Below are 19,532 nucleotides of genomic sequence, written 5' to 3' on the forward strand. Positions count from 1 at the left end.
TGTATGCTTTGAGGTTAAAAATTAAGGTTAAGGCCAATAGAATAAGTAGCTACCTGCGGGTGGAAAGCGGCAGTAACGTTTGTAGAACGTCTTTCAGGATCAAAGCCCTTAGGAAAGTCAGAGATCAGGAAAAGGTTTTCACCACTTACAAAAACCCTGCACCTGCTTACATCAAATTTCCTGGTAAATGCAGAATTAAAAGTGTAGGATAACTGTAAGCTTTTAAGCCTGAAATAAGCAGCGTTGTATATGTTGTAACTTGTAATCAGCGCATCACGTCCTTTATCTACATATATCCTTTGATACTTTTCAGAAGGATTATCAATGGTCCACCGGTCGGTTACCGTACTGGTGAGCAAGGGGCCCGTGGTGTTGAAAAAAGGCCCAATCAGATTACCGTTCATATAGGCATCAGTACGTCCTGTGCCTTGTGCAATAACATTTAAGCCAAAATTCTTATAGGATACATTAGCCGAAAGTGAATATTGCAGTTTGGGGATAGGATTACCGATCAGGGTTTTATCATCCGCATTAATCACCCCATCGCTTTTAACATCGCTGATTTTAATATCACCGGGCGCGGGATTGCTCATTACCCCTGATACATTGGGCATTCCCGGTTTTAGGGTATAGGTCCTGCTGGCATGCGGAATAGAAGGATCACTACCGTTCTGCCAGGTAAAATCTGACACCTGATAGATCCCATCTACTTTATAGCCGTAAAATGAAGAAAAAGGCTCACCTACCACACTGCGGTTGGTTGTGCTATGATCTACATAAGGCAGACCGCCCAATGATGTTAGTTTATTTGTGATATAACTGGCATTTACAGTAAAGCCATAGTTTATTTTCTTGTTGTTTACAGGCGAATTGTAACCGATACTCATCTCGATACCCTTGTTTACCATATCTCCTATATTCTGATAAGGAAGCACTGTAACCCCTAGCGAAGGCGGAATGGTAACACGGGCAAGGATATCGTAAGTCTTTTTATTAAAGTAATCGGCGGTAATGCTCAGCCTGTTCCACAGGATCATATCAAATCCCGCATCAAACTGCTCTGTAGTTTCCCAGCGGGTATCTTTATTGGCCAAAATGATGGTACCCCTGCCTGGTACAATTGCATTGCCAAAAGCATAATATTCCGAGCCGCTCATCTGATCGGCAAAGGCATATTGGGTAAAGATGTTCTGGTTGCCCAGCTTACCCCACGATCCCCTCAGTTTTAGATATACATCTTTTTTAATTCCTTTAAAAAATCCCTCTTCACTGATTCTCCATCCGGCAGAAACCGAAGGAAAATTACCCCATTTTCTTCCATCGGCAAAACGCGAGGAACCATCCCTTCTCATGTTCAGCTCGAGCAGGTATTTACCGGCATAGGAATAATTGAAGCGGCCGAACAGAGATGCCGTAGCGGTTTCGTTTGCTGCACTGCTCAAAAACGGCGATGTTGGGTCACCATAATTGAATATTGGCTGATTGGAAGAAAGGTTTTTCACACTGCCCATATCGTAATTATAGATCATTTCCAATCTTTCGTGGGCAGCCAGGAATTTAAACTCGTGTTTGCCCTTTTTTAAGGCATACTCCAAGCTTGCCAAAAACGTATTCAGGTTACTTTCCGAATTTCTTTTCTCCAGGCTCGACTCCCTGAGGTTGATTGATGTTTCTTCGTAAGTACCGGAAGTGTAAAACCGGGGTGTGAAATTAACATAATCTGTTTTTAGTTTATTGTTGCTCAGCAAAACCTTTCCGATTAAACCTTTAATCGGCTCTATCTCTACACTTGCTCTCGAATTGAGGCTGTTCTGTTTGTTTTCTATGCCGCCACCCAGATCCATTGCGCCCAAAAACCTTCCCGGATAACTGTATAAATTGGCATTGCCCGTAAGGGTATCAATAGATTGAACAAATGCAGTTGGTAAAGATCCTGAGATCTCGGCAAGCACGGTACTTGAAGGGGAGATAAGCTCCTTCCCTTTTTCATTATAACCCACCAGACCTAAGTTAACCCTTACTTTATTCTTAACAAAACTGCCACTTAAACTGCTGTTGAAAGAAAGCCTTTTAGATGAGGTTCCAACCAATATGCCCTGCTGATCTTTATACCCTACCGAATTGGAAAATTTATAATTCTTTTCGCCGCCCCTTAAACTCACATAGTGGTTCTGCATATATGCTTTGTTATAGTACACATCATACCAGTTGGTATTGGGATAATTTGGGTCTGCCCCGCTTTTAAACAGATCAAGCTGCGTTTGGTTATATATTGGCGCCAGTGCAACATTTACCCTGGCCTCATTCAATAAAGAAGCATAAGTGTAAGAATCAACTGTTTCGGGTAGCCTGGTGGCATCCACCATTGATCCGGTTACATTATATTCAACCTGCAACCCTTTACCTGTGAAACCTTTTTTGGTTTCAATAATAATTACGCCCGCCGAGGCACGCGAACCATAAATTGCCGCAGAAGCCGCATCTTTGAGCACGGACATGGATTCTATATCATTGGGGTTCACATCGTTGATATTACCTTGAACGCCATTGATGATAACCAGAGGATCATTATTGTTGTCGATTGAAGAAACACCCCTGATCCTGATTTCCGAATTATCATCACCCGGACGCCCGGAGTTTTGAACAATGGTTACACCCGAAAGCTTTCCCTGCAAGATCTGATCTGCGGAAGTTAAGGCCCTGCCTTCAACCTCCTTTACCGACACACTGCTTACTGCACCTGTGAGATTTGCTTTGGTCTGTGTTCCATAACCAATCGCCACAACCTCTTCGAGTTCAGTAATACTTTCTTTCAGGGTTACATTGATTACACTTTTACCGTTGATGCTGACCGTTTGCTGCACATAGGAAAGAAAAGAAAAAGTTAAAGTTTTTGTCGTATCCGCTATACTCAATGTGTAATTTCCCTGAAGATTGGTAACCGCCCCCCCATTGGCCTTGCCTGCCTTTACAACAACGCCCGGTAAAGGCTTGTTCTGTTCATCAACTACTTTTCCGGTAATGGTTCTAAGCTGCGCAAAGGTGTTGATGCTGATAAATGAAATAAAAATAATGAATAACAGTTTTCTCATGTTTTTGTATTTATGTATGGCCCTTCTCCTTCAGATTAAGTTTCTGGCACCATCTTGCTTATAATTGGTTAGTAATTAACTTATGCGTTTGCAGTTTGATGAATAATACAAACATCATTGGTAGGAAAATTTACAGTAAATCAGCCCCAAACTTGTAGTATAAGCGGCCGAATAATATCCTGGAGCTAAATTTCTCACCTTGATTATACTGGACGATTTTTCGGCCTCAGTTTTCAGATTACCGGTGTACACAATATTTCTTGTTATTAAATTAACAATCCTGAGCGGTCCCTGAAGCTTTGTTTTGGATGTTACAACAATCTGTAGATCATCACTGCCACTGGAACAGAAAACCCTTAAAACAGCAGCCTTTTCCTGTTGTGTTTTTACAGGAGACCTGAGCATAATAAAAGTTTGTGCCGTAATGGTATCTGGAACCAGGGCTATTCCCCTAAAGATTGTATTTACCGGTGCCGAAGCCACCAAAACCACTTGAGGTGTGGCAAAATTCACATTATAGCCTGTGGTATCTGTAATGGAAACAACCTCGCCTCCTGCTGTTAAACCACTGTTTTTACGGGTGGCATACAAAACAACTTCAGCTCCATTCTGCTTGCCAGTTAGCCCCCTGTATAAATCAGTCGCCGTTCCAATTTTTCCGTTTAGCACCCAGGTTCCTCCAACCAGCGAATATTTAGATAAAGCATTTGTGCCATCGTCTGCCACATACATTACATCTACTCCCGGTACCGAGCTGCTCAGGTCTGCCATGTAAATACCATAAGGACTTCCACTTGTTGTTGCAATTCCAGGTAAATTGGTCATTGTCTGTCCTGCAGTTACCGGCATGCCTGTTCCTATTTGCGCAATCCGCAGGTTCGTTGCTGTTGTAGAAGCATACAGCTGGTCATTAAATATATTAAGGCAACGTGCTGTAGGTGTTGTAATTGCTATTGAGGTTGCCGATCCCAAGGCGGTATATCTTATCCCATTATTTCCGCCAGTAGTCCAGATATCGGTTCCGTTACTGGTTACAGCAGATCTGATGGCCACGCCACTGAAAGTATTCAGGCCTGTTGATGTATTTACAATGCCGTCTGCATCAACAATACCAATAGTCCGTTTAACTGTTGCGCTCGCAGAAGTACTCACCCCAGCCAGCCCGGGTGCAGCATCATATCCCGCCAGGGCAAGAAATTTCCCATCAGGAGAGCGGGAAAGATAACCCTCTGTTTTGTCGGCAGCAGATACAGATAATGTCAAACGCTTGTTCGTTCCCGTTGCTGCTACAGGCATGGGGATACTTCTCACCAAAGCCCCGCTACTGGTATATTCGTCAAGGAAAACGCTCGTTGCATTGCCGGAGGTTAATGCAGTCAGTCCATCACCAATTCTTAACACAACAAGGTTACCCGAAGTAAAGGGTTCACCGCTTCCTGATGGTGCAACATGTTGTACATTACTATCGGCACCTATTCCAACAGGGATAAAAGAAGTGTCGCTTGTAAGCAGGAATTTATCACATCGCGCAAAATTCTGTGAACTGTCAAAAAGTTTAAGCGTAGCTGTGCCCTGAGGCAAGTTGTAGGTACCTGCACTTTGCCATGCATAACCATTTGCACCATGGTTGCCAAACTCACCTGGCACCTGCTGTCCATTCAAGATTACTTTAAATTTTCTTGTGCCCGGTCCTATCGTAAAATCCCTCGACCTTACCCAGAGTTTGTAATTACCTGCACTATCGATCTTGATTCCGGTAACGGCAGTGAGCTCAGTACTGTCTCTGGTGGCATCCCGCTGGGTATAGCCCTTCAGCACCACCATATTCTCATCGAGCTCTTTAGTCCAGTTTTGTTTATTTTTGAAATCTTCGGCTTCAATCCAAAGGTCCTTGGCTGCAGAATGAAGGGGCAGTTTTAGGGAGTCGAGATGTGCAATAAATGGCCCCTTACGCAGGTTATAGTTTGCCGGTGATATTTCATAACATTTTAAATAATCAAAGAAAACTGCTCCAGAATCTGTTGCATTAGGTTTATTGGCGATACAGGTAAGCCATAAATACAGGTCGTGACTGGGAAGTTTCCGGGTATCTACCGTTTTAACCAGTTGCCCGTTGTAAAAATAATTAAGGTAATCTGGCGTATATTCAAAACCGAATACATTATAGGCGGTGCTTAAGTTTTCTGCTACAGTTTTGTAATCTCTGTTGGCATTACCGGTAAACGGCGACCACTGTATGGCACCATAGGTATAATAGTTATTGGCATAATCGGCATAGTGTTCAAAACAGTCGATCTCCAGCTTATCCATATTATCGTAAGTGGGGTTCAGGTCATCAAAACCACTTTTCCATGAAGACCAAAAAGCCTCATGCCAGCCATAACCACCATCAATTTTAACGCTCACTTCATAGTAGCCGTACCGCCTTGGTGTTTTGGTAATTATTCCTCCGGCAGTATAAGCTTTGCCGCCGTAAGTTTCCTTTTTTAAATCGATGCGTATCTTTCCGTTTTCTAAAACAACATTTTCTGGTTTTAAATAACTGGTTCCGGCAACACCAGTGCGGTATTTCCAAAGTGTAGTATCAAGTGAAGCCGTGTTAAATTCATCAGACCATGCAAGTGAATATCCTGTGGGCGCCTGGGCATTAACGGAAAGTGCGGAGAGCAGACTAAAAGCCAGAATTAAACAGAAAACAATGTTTTTATAGGCCTTTATCGCAATTTTACTATAAATTTCATAAAAGGGCCAATGGTCCCCAAGAGGTAATAGTAAAGTTCTTTTCATAAAGTTTATTATTTGGTCAGCTAAATTTGTCCATTAAAAATTACAAAAGCACAAATTTTGGATGAGTTTTATCCTCGGGAAGGTTCCCAACTCTTGGGAATGTTCCCAAGAATATCCCGCCGTGATATGCCAATCAGGCTGCAGATCACTTTCTTTTAATCATCAAACGCTACCGTCTGAAAGCAAAGGCGATTTTTATAATGAACTTGTATAATGATGCGAAAATCACATTTAGTTCAAATCAAACAAATTTTTATTTTTGCAAAACACCAGCTCAGCGTCTACGGATTTAATCAAAAAAGGCTAAAATTGGCAGTCCAAGAAGGGATGCATTTTTATATTCTTAAAACTATTATCGCTCAGGGTTGTTGACATAGATCAGGTATTAATGTGAATGTACCTTCTTTAATTAAATAATTACCGCCCAGTATGGACTTAACTTCCCTAAATCAACTGTTTACCTTTAAGTCGATTTTTGAAAGCTTGGAAGACGCAGTAATCTGCCATGACATTGATTTTAAAATTACAGATATAAACCCAGCGGCAGCGCGACTGTTCGGTTTTACCGGGGAGCAGGTCGGAAAGACAGTTTCCGGAATAATGGAAAAAACCGTTTTTGAAGAGTATGAGCGCTTAGTGGATACTGTACGGAGCGGTGCAAAGGTCCAGGGTTTCCGTACTGTATGCCGATCGATAACAGGGAAAGACCTGCATGTTTCCATTACCATCTCTCCAATTACTGATGCTGAGCAAAAATTGATAGGCATTTCCCAAATGATCCGTGACATTTCGGATGAGTATACCGCTGAAGAACAGCAAGCTACACTGGCGGCCATTATTGAAGGATCCGAAGATGCAATCGTCTCTAAAACGCTGGATGGTTTCATTACCAGCTGGAATAAGGGAGCGCAAGGAGTTTTTGGTTATGCTGCACCAGAGGTAATCGGGAAGCATATTACCATCCTCATCCCTCCAGACCGGATACATGAAGAAGATTACATTATCAATAAGGTAAGGGCAGGCCAGAAAATCGAACATTACAAGACAGTACGCCTGGCCAAAGACGGGACTGAAATACCCATATCGCTTACTGTGTCGCCCATAAGGAACAAGCAGGGCCGCATTATTGGGGTAAGTAAGATTGCACGTAACATTACTGCCCAAAAACTTGCCGATGAGAAGCAGGCCGCATTGGCCGCCATAGTTGAGAGTTCCGATGATGCCATCGTAAGCAAAACGCTCGCGGGCATAATCACCACATGGAATAAAGGGGCTGAAAATATTTTCGGCTATAGCGAAAATGAAGCCGTTGGCCGCCACATCTCTCTATTGATTCCGCCAGACCGCCTTGATGAAGAAGAACGTATCATAGGCAGTATTAAAAGAGGTGTAAAAATAGATCACTTTCAAACCATAAGGATCAGCAAGGAAAACAAGGAAATCCAAGTCTCCTTAACAGTTTCCCCGATCAAGAACAGTGATGGGATAATCATTGGCGCTTCAAAGGTAGCCAGGGATATCACTGCCCAGAGAGAAGCAGAAAACGCCTTAAAAAGCAACTCACAAAAGCTCATGATCCTGAATTCGATAGGTAAGAGCATCAGTGAACAACTGGATGTTAATGTCATTTTGCAAAAAGTGACCGATGCGACAACAGAACTTACAGGGGCGGCGTTTGGCGCTTTCTTTTACAATAAAACCAATGAGGAAGGTGAATCTTATATGCTCTATACGCTCTCGGGCGCTCCCCGTGAGGCGTTTGAAAAATTTGGCATGCCCCGTAATACAGCAGTATTCCACACCACCTTCAGCGGTGAGGGGGTCGTGCGTGTAGACGACATCAGAAAAGATGAACGTTATGGCAAAATGGCTCCCCATTTTGGGATGCCCGATGGACACCTGCCTGTAGTCAGTTATCTGGCCGTACCTGTAATTTCCTCCACAGGGAGGGTAATCGGTGGGCTTTTCTTTGGTCACCCAGAACCTGGCATATTTCTGCAGGATCATGAAGACCTGGTGGTTGGGGTTGCTTCGCAGGCAGCCATAGCACTCGACAACTCTAAACTTTTTGAAGAGGTCAAAACCCTTAGCCTTAAAAAAGATGAATTTATAGCCTTGGCTTCTCATGAACTCAAAACACCACTTACCTCTATGAGCGGCTTTCTTCAGGTGCTCCAAAAAACAGCTTCAGATGGAATGAACAAAGTTTTTTTAGACAAGGCGATCAAGCAGGTAGACAAACTCAATATCCTTATAAACGACCTGTTTGACATTTCCAAAGTCCAGGCTGGCAAATTACAGTTCAATTTTGAACGGCTGGACCTTGGTGCACTGATCGGTGATATCTGTGAAACATTTGAGCAGACCGTTCCCGGACACAATTATATTTATGTCCGCGAGGGAGATCTTGTATTACAGGGGGATAAAATGAGGATGGAACAGGTAATCACTAACCTGATTGGCAATGCAGTAAAGTATGCGCCCCACTCCCGGGATATTAATATAACGGCTGTAAACCATAACCATGAAATAATTATTTCCGTAATAGATTATGGCGCAGGGATTCCTGCCGCCGAACAGGCCCATATATTCAGCCAGTTTTACAGGGTAAGAGAAAAGGACCGGAATATATCCGGACTTGGATTGGGCCTTTACATTACCAAGGAGATTATTGAACGCCACGGAGGACGGATATGGGTAGAAAGCGAACCTGGTAAAGGTGCTGCATTTAAATTTGCGGTCCCTGTATGCAACACACACATTAACATCTAATCTAACAAACACAAATGAGCAAAAAATTAGTTTATGTCCTGGAGGACGACGCGGATATCAGTGAGGTGGTCAGTTATATCCTGTCTGAAGAAGGCTATGAAGTAAATGGCTGCCCTACCGTCGCAGCGTTCAACCATATGATCTCGCAGCGATTGCCTGATATAGCGATTCTTGATATCATGTTGCCCGACGGTAACGGACTCGATATCTGCAGGCAATTGCGCATGGATGAGCGTACCTCAGTCATTAATATCATCATGATGTCTGCCAACACGACCAAGAACGAAATTATGGGTTCGGGATGTGGCGCAGAATTTATAGCAAAGCCCTTTAATATCGACCATTTCGTTGCCCGGGTAAACCAGTATGCATAAATTGGCTTAACACCATTATAGATTTTGCTGTAAATGATATGCTGATTTTTAAAGACATCTTGATAAATCTTGCGCAGGCCTGCGTGGTATAGTTGATGGAGGTTAATTATATTTCCGCAGTTATCGAACGGAAACCGTTACTGCCAAAATCTCCGCGATAGAAAATTCAGCGCCGCAGACAAATTCGTCTGCTGCTCCGTAATAAATGGTGAGCTTATCTCCTTCAACTACATGTCCGTTGGTAAAAACTACCTCTCCGAAAAACCCGCTTAACTCATATGGCTCGCTTGGAACCATAATCGGATCAACCGATCTTCCCAAAACAATTGAAGGGTTCAGGTGGTCGAGCAGAAAGGCACCCAGGCAGTAACGGTGGGTCTCATCTGCCCCGTGGTATATTGCCAACCATCCTTTTTCGGTCCATATAGGTGAAGCCCCGGCACCTACCCGGGCACTGTCCCACATGCCTTCCCTGGTCTTGATAATGCATTTATGGTTTCCCCACCGGTTAGCGTCAACCGAATCGCATAACCAAATAAAATTACCTCCAATTTCTTTCGAACTTGGACGGTGAAGAGCAAAAAATTTTCCGTCAATTTTTCTCTCGAACAGCGCGCAGTCCTTATTGTGTGGAGGCAGGATCATGGTTGGCAGAGAAAAGTTTTCCCAATCCCTGGTGGTGCGAAGCCCCACTCCCACACCAGAGGCCGATACAGCGGTATAGGTTAGATAATACACTCCTTCAATTTCAGTAACCCTGCAGTCTTCTATCCCAAAACGCTCCAGTTCACCCATTCCAAAAAGTCCTGGAAATCCGTTGCTTTGTGAAAAATGAACACCATCATCACTATTCAGCAATCTGAGATGGGAGACAGTGGTAAGATAATCCAATCCCCGGTAATTCATAACCCTGGCATCTGTAGAAATCAGATCAGGATCGTTAATGGCAACTTCGATAATTTCCAGCTTGCCCAGTTCGTTCATAACGGGAAAAAACACAAAGCCCTCTTTCTGCGCCTTGTTTTCTGCTACCCTTACCAGTAGGCATGTTTTTCCCTTAAAACGGAAAACGCCTGGATTTAACAGGCAGATAACCTGAAGGGAACTATGACTGGGTGCGATATCTTTGGGCAATAAGATCGGATTTGATAAAAATCTTTTAGCAAGGTCTTTCATAATCAAAAAACAATCATCACGTGGCTAAAGTTTTTATATAACATGGTTATAAGACCTGGCCTACCGGAAAAGCAAAAAAATTAAACCATTTCTGTTTTAAGACTGTTTGCTTTCATATACCAGATATCATTAGCCTATGAACGGAATTTCACCTTGGCAAGTGGCAGCCTCTGCTGAGCTTTACCAAGATAACATGCATGTGCTGTTTAACATAACCATTAATAATTACAGCTTCTCGGTGAGCGCGTCACCCTCCTCGCTCTATATCAAGGTCAAATGGAATGAAGGAGATGTAGTATTCCGTGCGGTATATTCGCCGGACGGGAAACTGGAAGTAACCAGAAAAGCAATAACAAAAACCGGAATAACAGTTTCCATGAAATCAACAATGGGAACATTTAAATCCCATATTGATGTTTTGGAGAGGGACTATCCGCTATTGAAATTTACCACGACATATATTCCCTTGACAGACACACATATACCGTTCTGGCCAAGGGATATTATTTTCCCCCAAAATAAAAACCAGAAAAAACAAGCTGGCACCGTCCACCTCAAGCAGGTCGGTACCCGTTCAGGTATTCTGTACTTTTCGTTTGAAAAAGAAACCGGGGGCAGTGTATTTTATTTCCAGAACCTAACCAGCCTTCAAAATTACAATCAGGATACCCAAACTTCTGCCGCAGAGACCGTAGGCGGCATCTGGCCGGAGATCGGTTTTTCCCTTCCGCCTACAACTGATCTTGCGCTAAAGAAAAAAACAGCGTATATCATCAGCGATGCTATAATCGCTTTTGATGAAAAGACTCCCACTACAGAGGCAGCGCTAAGCGAACAATACCTAAATATGCTGGCTTCGGTTTACCTGGAAATTCCACCACGCAAAACCAATTATATCCACTGGCCAGACATTTTGGAAAAAGGGCTCCATGACCTTACCGAATCTCCGGGCTGCTGGTGCCAGGTAGATGGCAAGCACTATTTCAACGCTTACATATCTGATTATGAAACGCCTCCGGAAATCATGGTGCAATTGGCAGTGCTATTGCCCCTGATAGACTATTGCAGGTGGGATGGCCGCGAACTGCCCGTAATACAAAAGATAAAAGAAGGCCTGGGGGAATTTTACGATGATAAACTGAAAACAATCGTTCGATGGCTTCCTGCCGCGCAGGACAGGCTCAAGGGAGAAGAAGAACAGAAAAAGCCTAACGTTATGGATTCATGGTACCTACATCATCCGCTTTTAAACCTTTCCAGGCTTGCACTGCTAGGGGATAAACATGCAGAAAAGCTTTTCCTCGATTCCCTTCCCTATGCCATGAAGGTTGCCAGGCATTTTAGGTACAACTGGCCGGTATTTTATGAAATGGATACCCTGAAAGTTGTAAAGGCTGAAACCAGTGAAGGTGAAGGCGGACAACATGATGTAGCCGGGCTTTATACCCATATATTGCTGCAGGCTTATGAATTGACCAAGAAGGTTAAATATTTAAAGGAAGCTGAAAAGGCTGCCAGAACTTTGAAGGGAAAGGGGTTCAAACTTTTTTACCAGGCAAATAATACCGCATTCTCAGCTGGCGCACTGCTAAGGCTCCATAAGCTTACCGGCAAAGAGATCTATCTGGAACTTTCAAACCTTTGCATGGCAAATATCTTTCAGAATGTTCAGCTGTGGGACTGTCAGTATGGATATGGAAAAGACTTTCCTTCATTCTTTGCACTTTTTCCACTTTCTGATGCGCCCTATACCGCGGTTTATGAAGAGCAGGAGGTTTTCTGTGCTTTCCACGACTATTTAAGGCATGCAAAAGACATTGAAATCCTTCCCTCTATCCGTACGCTCTGTTCTGAATACATCCGCCATTTGGTTGACCGTGCACCATATTATTATCCACCTATGTTGCCTGAAAACCTGCTTTCTGAAGAAGTTAAGGTCGGTGAGGTGGATAGAAAGCTATGGGTAGCCCTGGAGGATCTTCACGATGGGTGGGAGAAAAGCGGCGAAGTTGGACAAGAAGTCTATGGAGCGGGAAATGCCTTTGGGATTTTGCCCCGGCATTACCTAAAACTCGACAATGGATGTATGCTTTATTGTGACTATCCGGTCGAATCGGTAAAAAAAACAGGGCAGCGGAAGCTTGAAATTATTTTATCGGGCGATAGCCGCATCATATGCCGTTTACGGTTGATTGGCAATGGCAATTCTAAACTTCCAGACTATAGGGTGCAGGGCTCGGATGGAAATCAACTGAAACTTCAAAAAACAGATGAAGGACATTTAGAGTTTTTTTCAGCCGGTGCTCAGCGCCTTCAGTTACATTGGTAACTGCACAGATAGTTAAGCACTGCGGTTGTCAGTCTGTCCAAAGGACTCCTGTGGAGAGTGTAGTCGAAGACTTCCTAAGATTGATTATCGTTCAGGAATATAAAATTAACAACTACCTATAAATATCAGACCAACGAACTGAAAACTTTTCAGTTCAAAGCTGAAAAAAGTTCAGAATTTATGAAAATTTTTCAGCCAGGGTTTCTAAAAAGTATTTGAATATTCTTAAAAGTACCATTGGCACAGCACTTGAAGTTGATATTTCAAAACCGTTTAAAAAGGGTTTTAGAGAAAATTAATTGATTAATAGTCTATTTTTTTAAACCATAAAAAAGGAGAACACACTATGACATTGGTTAAATTCAATCCAGAAAAGAAAAACAGTACATTATTGCCAGGCTTTAATGACATTTTCGAATCGGTACTGGGCGACACTTTTTTTTCAGACCGCCGAATCAACAGCCTTCCTGCTGTAAACATTTTAGAGTCCAATGAAGAATATCATATCGAACTTGCCGCTCCCGGCCTGAAAAAAGAAGATTTTAAAGTTTCGGTAGAGCGGGATATGCTTACTATTTCTACCAGGCAGCACAGTGAAAACAATACATCGGAAAAAACCTACAACAGACGTGAATTCAGCTACTCGGCTTTCACCAGGGCATTCACACTTCCTGAAAGTGCCGATGTAGATCGCATCCAGGCAAGTTATACCGACGGCGTACTTAAGCTCACACTTCCAAAAAAAGAGGAAGCAAAGGCAATTTCAAGACAGATCGAGATTCGCTAATAAATTTGAAAATGCCGCACTAGGCGGCATTTTTTTTTAATTCCGGAGTTACTGATATAGAAATAAAACCTAAACGAAATGGAATCTACATTAGCAATAATAGTGGTGCTTCATTTAAAGGGCACCAAAATTACTTATGGAAAATTTACGCTTGGAACAGACCGGGAATCTGCACTTGAAACCTTTAACATGCTTAAAGGAAAAAAGGAATCTTTAGGTGCCTGTATAATCCAGATGGAGCTTATCCAGGAAATTGCAGGTCTTCCGGTACCATTAGGAACAATATCCTGCAACCTGGAGCAACTAAAGGAAAACGTAGCGATTATTTCGAAAGAAATCTTCCGGATTGCGCAACTCGATGACTTGGAAATCAAGCCATTGCAATAGGCAAAAAAAATGATGAACTTTTTAGAGGGTATTAGCACCTATCCGACCGGTGATTGAAGGATTTTCAAAAAATATCTGATGTTAACAAGGAGAAGATTATGGATAACAAAAAAAATATTTATTGTAGAGGATGACCTGGTGTTACTGGAAACGCTGCAAGAAATTCTTAAGTTGTACGGTTGTCAATGCCAGGGCTGCCATGATCCGGAGAAAGCGGTTAAACTAATTGAGCATTACCGTCCGGATCCGGTCATTTTGGACTATATGTTGCCCGAAAGGAACGGAGGAGAGCTTTGTAGTGCCATCCGCGTTATCGATGGATTTGAGTACATCCCGGTCATCATCATTTCTGCCTACACTAAAATACTATTTTCACTGTCTGATTATGGTTGCGATGCGATATTGGAAAAACCATTTTCGATTCAGGAAATCACTCGTCTCATCAGCATCCTGCTTTCAGAAAAACGCAGCAACAGCGGTCTTCTTCCAAAGATCAAAACCGTAATAAAAAATGTGTTGCAAGAGGTAAAAGCCAAAAATATATAGTGGCTTTATTTAGTTGCTGAAACGGGATAAATTAACAAATTGTTAAAAAGCAATGCAGCAAAATAGTACCCTTTCAATGTGTTCTGTTGAAAACATGGAACAATCAGCGCTGCATTATATATATTTGGATAATCTCCAGATCAAGAAATTGTTGTAACCCAAACCCCCCGAATGACAAGAAAACCTACAAGCGGCCCCATCAGAAATAAAGAATGGACAAAACAAAAACTGCTGGCCGCTGTTGGTAAAATCTTAAAAAATGACGGTTTTACCGGCTTAAACGTTAGCAAAGTAGCATTAAAAGCCGAAGTAGACCGGAAATTGGTTTATGATTATTTCGGCAGTATGGAAGGCCTGGTAAAGGAATACCTGAACAATAGCGATTTTTATACTGCAAATATTGATCAGTCCAAAGAAATAATCGAGCAAAACAGAAGCGATCAGGGCAAAGAAATGTTGTATCATTTATTGGAAGATCAGCTCGATTCTTTAATTGCAAATGAAGAAATGCGAAAGATCATCAGTTGGGGGGTGTGCGAAAGTTCAAAAGTGCTAGAGGAGTTGAATGAGAGACGTGAATCTCTTGGAGAGCAGTTTTTTAGTGAACTTACTGACGAATACTTTAAAGATAAAGACAAAAACATCAGGCCGGTTGCTGCCCTTCTAATTGGGGGTATATATTACATTACCTTGATTGCCCATACGAATAATGGCCTGATCTGTGGAGTTGATATCAGGAAAGAGGAAGCGCAGGCCGAAATAAAGAAGACCATTAAACAAATCATTGAATGGGCATACCTGTAGCCATTTCTAAATAAGCTTGTAGTTGGGTATTTCGGTAAAAGTGTACGCGCATTCCGCGTTTAAGCTGACACCCTGTTTCGCTGCAAACTGACGTTCCGGGTCAAACTGTACGTGCTGATTTATGGATCAGGATTTTCCTAACAAGTAATTCCCTTTAATTTTTTAAGTTCAGGCCAAAATAAAGGCCCAAGCGTTAAAATTGTATTCGATATGATCTTCAGTCATTGAGATGGAATTTAAGCGTTTCAGCGCGTCTTTTGGAGATATTCAGCTTTGCTTTTCAGGTGCAATGCCGGCTGCTACTGATCAAATTCTCTGAACAGCAATTAACCCTGGAAAGCGACAATTACTTTGCCGCTTTTTTTGTACAAAACAATTCCTTTTACATTAATTGCCCTCCAGCCCGTAGCATCTCTGGTAATTCAGCATCGAATTACGGAAGATCTGCATGGCATTCCCCTTTATCTCCTGATTATCAAAAGCCCCATAGACAGTATCGAACTCAAGGTCTGCCGTCCTTTCAAAGAAGACATGGAATTCATCCCTGCCAAGAAGGATCTGATTGGGATAACTATACATCACGGCGAGATGCTTCCTACTCCGGGATACATAAAGGCTATCACCGCACAAAACACTACCACCTTCGCTCATGCCGGGGACATGAAGTATACAGCTTCCCGGAAAGTGCCCACCGGTATGGACGATCCTGATCCCATCCCATAAAGAAAACTCGTGTCCCTCCCAAAACCTGATGTTTCCGGTCGGGTAAACCGGCCACCGGCGGTCTTCCGAATGGATGTAAATTGGGCAGCCGAATTCTCGCGCCCATTCGTTCATCGAAGTATAATAATGTGGGTGAGAAATTACAATAGCCTTTAGCCCGCCCATAGCATTGATAAACCCAGCTGTCTGCTCGTCCAATAGAGAAATACAATCCCAAAGAAGGTTTCCCTCGGGTGTATTGACCAAGAGCGCGCGGTTGGCAAGGGCAAAATCAGGCTGGACCTTTAGACAGTAAAGAGACTCATTAAGGCTGGTAATATTGACAGTATATTTTTCTTTAAGTCTATCCATGCCAATCCAACCTTGCCCCGTGGGTGGGATATACTGCCTGTCGTCCTCACAGATGGGACAAAATTCTGGCAACCGCCTGTCCGGGGCGTACTGCGTTCCACAGGCAGTGCATAAGTTCGTATTGTTGGTCATATTATTTTTGTGGTTAGCACCTACCCTGAGCAAATGAGCCTCGGCCAGATTGATGTTGATCGTTGATACGGTGAGTTATTAAACTTATTTGTACACCATTACAATTGGTTTGAACCTTTCAATATTCATACTTCTGCGCTTCGGTCCGGATATCCCTTCTGTTTTTTTTCCAAGAGCTGAATAGGCCCGCTTCCCAAAGGAATAATTTTTAAGATTGATCAAAAGCACACTTGCCAGTATCACAAGCAGGCCTAATACCTGAACAATTGAAATATGCTCACCGGCAAAAAGAAAACCCAATAGTACGGCGATCACCGGGTTCACATAAGAATGGGTGCTCACCTGGGTGGCTGGCCTCACAGAGAGTAGCCATACATAGGCGCTAAACGCAGCGATTGACCCGAAAATCACCAGATAACCGAGCGCGAGCCAAGATGAGAGCGGCACCATGGCAAAATGAAATGTATGATATTCCGAACGCAACGCACTTGCAAGAACAAACGCAAGACCCGCAATAAGCATCTGCCAGGCGGTACCCACGCGTGAGGTAAGGGTCCGCTCTCTCTTTTTTGAGTACAACGAACCCAGGGCCCAAACTACCGGTGCAGCAAACAGCATGATTAGCGCAATGAGACTGCTGTTGCCCATAGCACCCGAAATTGATCTGGTCAGTGCCTCGCTAAACAACAGGATGACTCCCGAAAAACCGATGATGATGCCTATTATAGTCATCTTGTTTCCAAAAATATTTTTCCGGTTTGCCCTGTCCAGAATTGCAAACCAGATCGGATTTGCCGAAACCATAATTGCTACCAGCGCACTTGGAAGGCTCTGCTCGCCCCATATCACAATACCGGTGGACACGAACAATAATAAAAGCCCTGTGATTCCAGAGGTGATAATGTCTTTCCTTACCCACAAGCGGTCTCCTTTAAAAGCACACCAGGCCAGTAGCAGTATACCTGCCAGAGAAAAGCGGATTGCCCCCATCATCATTGGCGGGATTCCCTTGATTGCCATTTGGATAAAAAAATACGTTGAGCCCCATACAACATAAACTATTGCAAAGGCGACAGCTACCCATATAACTTTTGGGCCGATAGATTTTTTAGTGTTCATCATTTTGATTTTTATATTGTTAAACCATAGGTAAAGTGCATTGTGTCTCTTGATCACTACTGACCGTTTTTGGAATGCCCGGCGTTTTTTTACTTTTTAATCTACCCCGGTTGTGCCCGACTGTTTAAGAACGTGGCGGAATAAAGAGGATCCGTCCAGGCTCCAAAAACAGTTGGGCTGAAGAGCAAGAAGGAAACTCGCCGCGCTCAGCGTAAAAACAGAATAGCCTATCGGAGATTCAATGCCAAATGAGAGGGCCATACAAAGCGCAAAGCATAAGCTCAACAGTCCGCTCCCCATTGCAGCAGCCCGAGTAAACAAACCGGCCAGTAAGAGCAGTCCGAATAATCCTTCCAAAATGGTGGCAATTACCGCAAGTACCGGCACAAAGTGATGCGGAAGCATCGACATCACCTCCCCTGCGTACTTCATAAAATGATCCCAATCGCCCCAGCCCACATGCGCACTGCCATGTTTCCCAAGAAAGCCGAGCCTATCGGCCACTTCCCAGATATAACCAGCTGAGATTGCCAATCGGAGGGCTAAGGATACAAAGTCGGTAAGATTTAATTTTTTCATCTGTTTCATTGTTTAGCATAAAAATACGGAGCGAATGGACTATATTAGTAGTCCATTTATTGCAAACTAAGTAGTCCATGATAAAACTGGTTTTACAGTACCTGAAGATTGATCGCTCAGTCCAGTTTCCAATATACCTACAGGTGGCTAACGGACTCATCGACTTAATGCGCCGTGGCATCCTAAAACCTGGCGGGGCCCTTCCCCCTACGAGGATATTGGCAAAAACACTTGAAATTCACCGTAAAACCGTTATCGCCGCCTATCAGGAACTTTATGCACAGAGTTATACTGATATTTTAAAGAATAGAGGGATGTTCGTTTCAGCGGTACTTCCCGATATCGCGCCAAGGCCTGTACACAAAGGAACAGGCCCATCAGGGGTAAACAAGGAAACCCTTTTCCCTGTTAAAAGAAAAATAACTAACATCGCCCCCTTCCTTCCCGCAAAACAGGGAAACCTGATCTTTAATGATGGCTTTCCCGACACCAGGATCGCTCCACTGGAACTATTGGCCCGAGAGTACCGCCGGATTGCATCTTACCATTTTACTGATAGATTCCTGATGTATGGGCCCGAACAGGGATCAGAAAACCTACGCAGAGAACTGGCGTCATTCCTTTACGAAACAAGAGGGCTAAGGGCCGCACCAGAAGACATCCTGATCACCAGGGGTGCACAGATGGCGATCTTTTTGACCGCGCAGATCCTGCTCTCGGCAGGCGATGTAGTTATTGTAGGGGACCCAGGCTACTCGGGTGCCAATGAAATTTTCCTGGAGGCCGGGGCAAAACTAGCCCTGGCCCCAGTAGATGACCATGGTATTGATATAAACAGCATTGAGGATATCTGCAAAAAGGAAAAAAAGGTGAGAATAGTTTATGTAATTCCGCACCACCATACCCCCACAACAGTAACCTTGAGTCCAGAGCGCCGTATGAGGCTACTGGAGCTTGCCAGAAAATATAAATTTGCTGTTATCGAAGATGATTATGATTTCGACTTCCATTACGCAAGCAGTCCGATAATGCCTTTAGCAAGCGCAGACGATTATGGAAGCGTGATTTATATCGGTTCTTTCTGTAAAACCATCGCCCCAGGAATAAGAATGGGATTTATGGTTGCTCCAAAAAACCTTTTGCAGGAGGCTTCGCTTTTAAGGAAACTCATCGACAGGCAGGGAGAACAATTGATGGAAGAGGCAATGGCCAACCTCTTAGCTAGTGGCGATATTAGTCGGCACCTCAAAAAAGCAAACCGGCTTTACAAGCAGAGAAGAGATACCTTATGCAACCTTCTCGACGAACATTTAAAGGGCTATATGACCTTTAGGGTCCCTGATGGAGGTTTTGCTGTCTGGATTACCTTCATGAAAGGAATTGACCCCATGCGGGTTGCCGAAAATGCATCTGAAATGGGGCTCACCATCAGCTCTGGCAAAGATTATTATCATGATAAAACCAATTGGCAACCAAGCATCAGGTTGGGGTTTGCATCACTGAACAACGAAGAACTGTTCGAGGCTGTGATGCTTTTAAAAAAGGCAATATTCAAATTATCCTGAGCGCTCAAA

Annotated in this window: 14 protein-coding genes; 8 read left to right on the forward strand and 6 right to left on the reverse strand. The window is 43.3% G+C overall.

What is annotated here, in order from left to right; translation table 11 throughout:
* Positions 1 to 14: 14 nt before the first annotated feature.
* Both J7E57_RS06675 and J7E57_RS06680 read right to left on the reverse strand, forming a co-directional pair.
* A complete protein-coding gene (locus J7E57_RS06675) occupies positions 15 to 3,092 on the reverse strand; it encodes a SusC/RagA family TonB-linked outer membrane protein (RefSeq protein ID WP_215126329.1) in 3,078 nt (1,025 codons plus the stop codon).
* Positions 3,093 to 3,206: 114 nt separating this feature from the next.
* On the reverse strand, positions 3,207 to 5,879 hold the full coding sequence (locus J7E57_RS06680) for a family 16 glycosylhydrolase (RefSeq protein WP_215126331.1): 2,673 nt from the start codon (positions 5,877 to 5,879) through the stop codon (positions 3,207 to 3,209).
* A 429-nt stretch (positions 5,880 to 6,308) separates the two neighbouring features.
* Here J7E57_RS06680 and J7E57_RS06685 point away from each other — a divergent pair, with 429 nt between their 5' ends.
* Both J7E57_RS06685 and J7E57_RS06690 read left to right on the forward strand, forming a co-directional pair.
* Complete coding sequence (locus tag J7E57_RS06685; RefSeq protein WP_215126333.1) at positions 6,309 to 8,651, forward strand: PAS domain S-box protein; 2,343 nt, start codon at positions 6,309 to 6,311, stop codon at positions 8,649 to 8,651.
* Positions 8,652 to 8,665: 14 nt separating this feature from the next.
* Positions 8,666 to 9,025: a response regulator transcription factor gene (locus tag J7E57_RS06690; RefSeq protein WP_215126336.1), complete on the forward strand. Its 360-nt coding sequence runs from the start codon at positions 8,666 to 8,668 to the stop codon at positions 9,023 to 9,025.
* Positions 9,026 to 9,145: 120 nt separating this feature from the next.
* Here J7E57_RS06690 and J7E57_RS06695 read toward each other — a convergent pair whose 3' ends face one another.
* Positions 9,146 to 10,159, reverse strand: a complete 1,014-nt coding sequence (locus J7E57_RS06695; RefSeq protein ID WP_317196526.1) for a glycoside hydrolase family 130 protein — start codon at positions 10,157 to 10,159, stop codon at positions 9,146 to 9,148.
* A 178-nt stretch (positions 10,160 to 10,337) separates the two neighbouring features.
* Between J7E57_RS06695 and J7E57_RS06700 the strand changes: the two genes are divergently transcribed.
* From J7E57_RS06700 to J7E57_RS06720, 5 genes are all read left to right on the forward strand, one after another.
* Positions 10,338 to 12,530, forward strand: a complete 2,193-nt coding sequence (locus J7E57_RS06700) for a hypothetical protein (protein WP_215126340.1) — start codon at positions 10,338 to 10,340, stop codon at positions 12,528 to 12,530.
* A 346-nt stretch (positions 12,531 to 12,876) separates the two neighbouring features.
* Entirely contained in the window at positions 12,877 to 13,317 is a 441-nt protein-coding gene (locus J7E57_RS06705) for an Hsp20/alpha crystallin family protein (protein ID WP_215126342.1), read from the forward strand.
* A 78-nt stretch (positions 13,318 to 13,395) separates the two neighbouring features.
* Positions 13,396 to 13,704 (forward strand): hypothetical protein, encoded by a 309-nt coding sequence (locus J7E57_RS06710; protein ID WP_215126344.1) that lies wholly within the window; start codon positions 13,396 to 13,398, stop codon positions 13,702 to 13,704.
* 78 nt (positions 13,705 to 13,782) lie between these two features.
* Complete coding sequence (locus J7E57_RS06715) at positions 13,783 to 14,250, forward strand: response regulator (RefSeq protein ID WP_215126346.1); 468 nt, start codon at positions 13,783 to 13,785, stop codon at positions 14,248 to 14,250.
* A 171-nt stretch (positions 14,251 to 14,421) separates the two neighbouring features.
* A complete protein-coding gene (locus J7E57_RS06720; RefSeq protein ID WP_215126348.1) occupies positions 14,422 to 15,054 on the forward strand; it encodes a TetR/AcrR family transcriptional regulator in 633 nt (210 codons plus the stop codon).
* Between the two features lie 387 nt (positions 15,055 to 15,441).
* Here the strand turns inward: J7E57_RS06720 and J7E57_RS06725 are convergent, their stop codons facing one another.
* The 3 genes from J7E57_RS06725 to J7E57_RS06735 all read right to left on the reverse strand — a co-directional run bounded on the left by J7E57_RS06725 (position 15,442) and on the right by J7E57_RS06735 (position 17,958).
* Positions 15,442 to 16,260, reverse strand: coding sequence for a hypothetical protein (locus tag J7E57_RS06725; protein ID WP_215164944.1), 819 nt, complete (start codon positions 16,258 to 16,260; stop codon positions 15,442 to 15,444).
* Between the two features lie 84 nt (positions 16,261 to 16,344).
* Positions 16,345 to 17,382, reverse strand: a complete 1,038-nt coding sequence (locus tag J7E57_RS06730; protein ID WP_215126352.1) for an EamA family transporter — start codon at positions 17,380 to 17,382, stop codon at positions 16,345 to 16,347.
* A gap of 93 nt (positions 17,383 to 17,475) precedes the next feature.
* On the reverse strand, positions 17,476 to 17,958 hold the full coding sequence (locus J7E57_RS06735) for a TQO small subunit DoxD (protein WP_215126354.1): 483 nt from the start codon (positions 17,956 to 17,958) through the stop codon (positions 17,476 to 17,478).
* A gap of 77 nt (positions 17,959 to 18,035) precedes the next feature.
* On the opposite strand from J7E57_RS06735, the gene J7E57_RS06740 reads away from it, so the two are divergent.
* Positions 18,036 to 19,523: a PLP-dependent aminotransferase family protein gene (locus J7E57_RS06740; protein ID WP_215126356.1), complete on the forward strand. Its 1,488-nt coding sequence runs from the start codon at positions 18,036 to 18,038 to the stop codon at positions 19,521 to 19,523.
* Positions 19,524 to 19,532: the final 9 nt, after the last annotated feature.

The organism is Pedobacter sp. ISL-64, from assembly GCF_018613605.1.
Classification (GTDB): Bacteria; Bacteroidota; Bacteroidia; order Sphingobacteriales; family Sphingobacteriaceae; genus Pedobacter.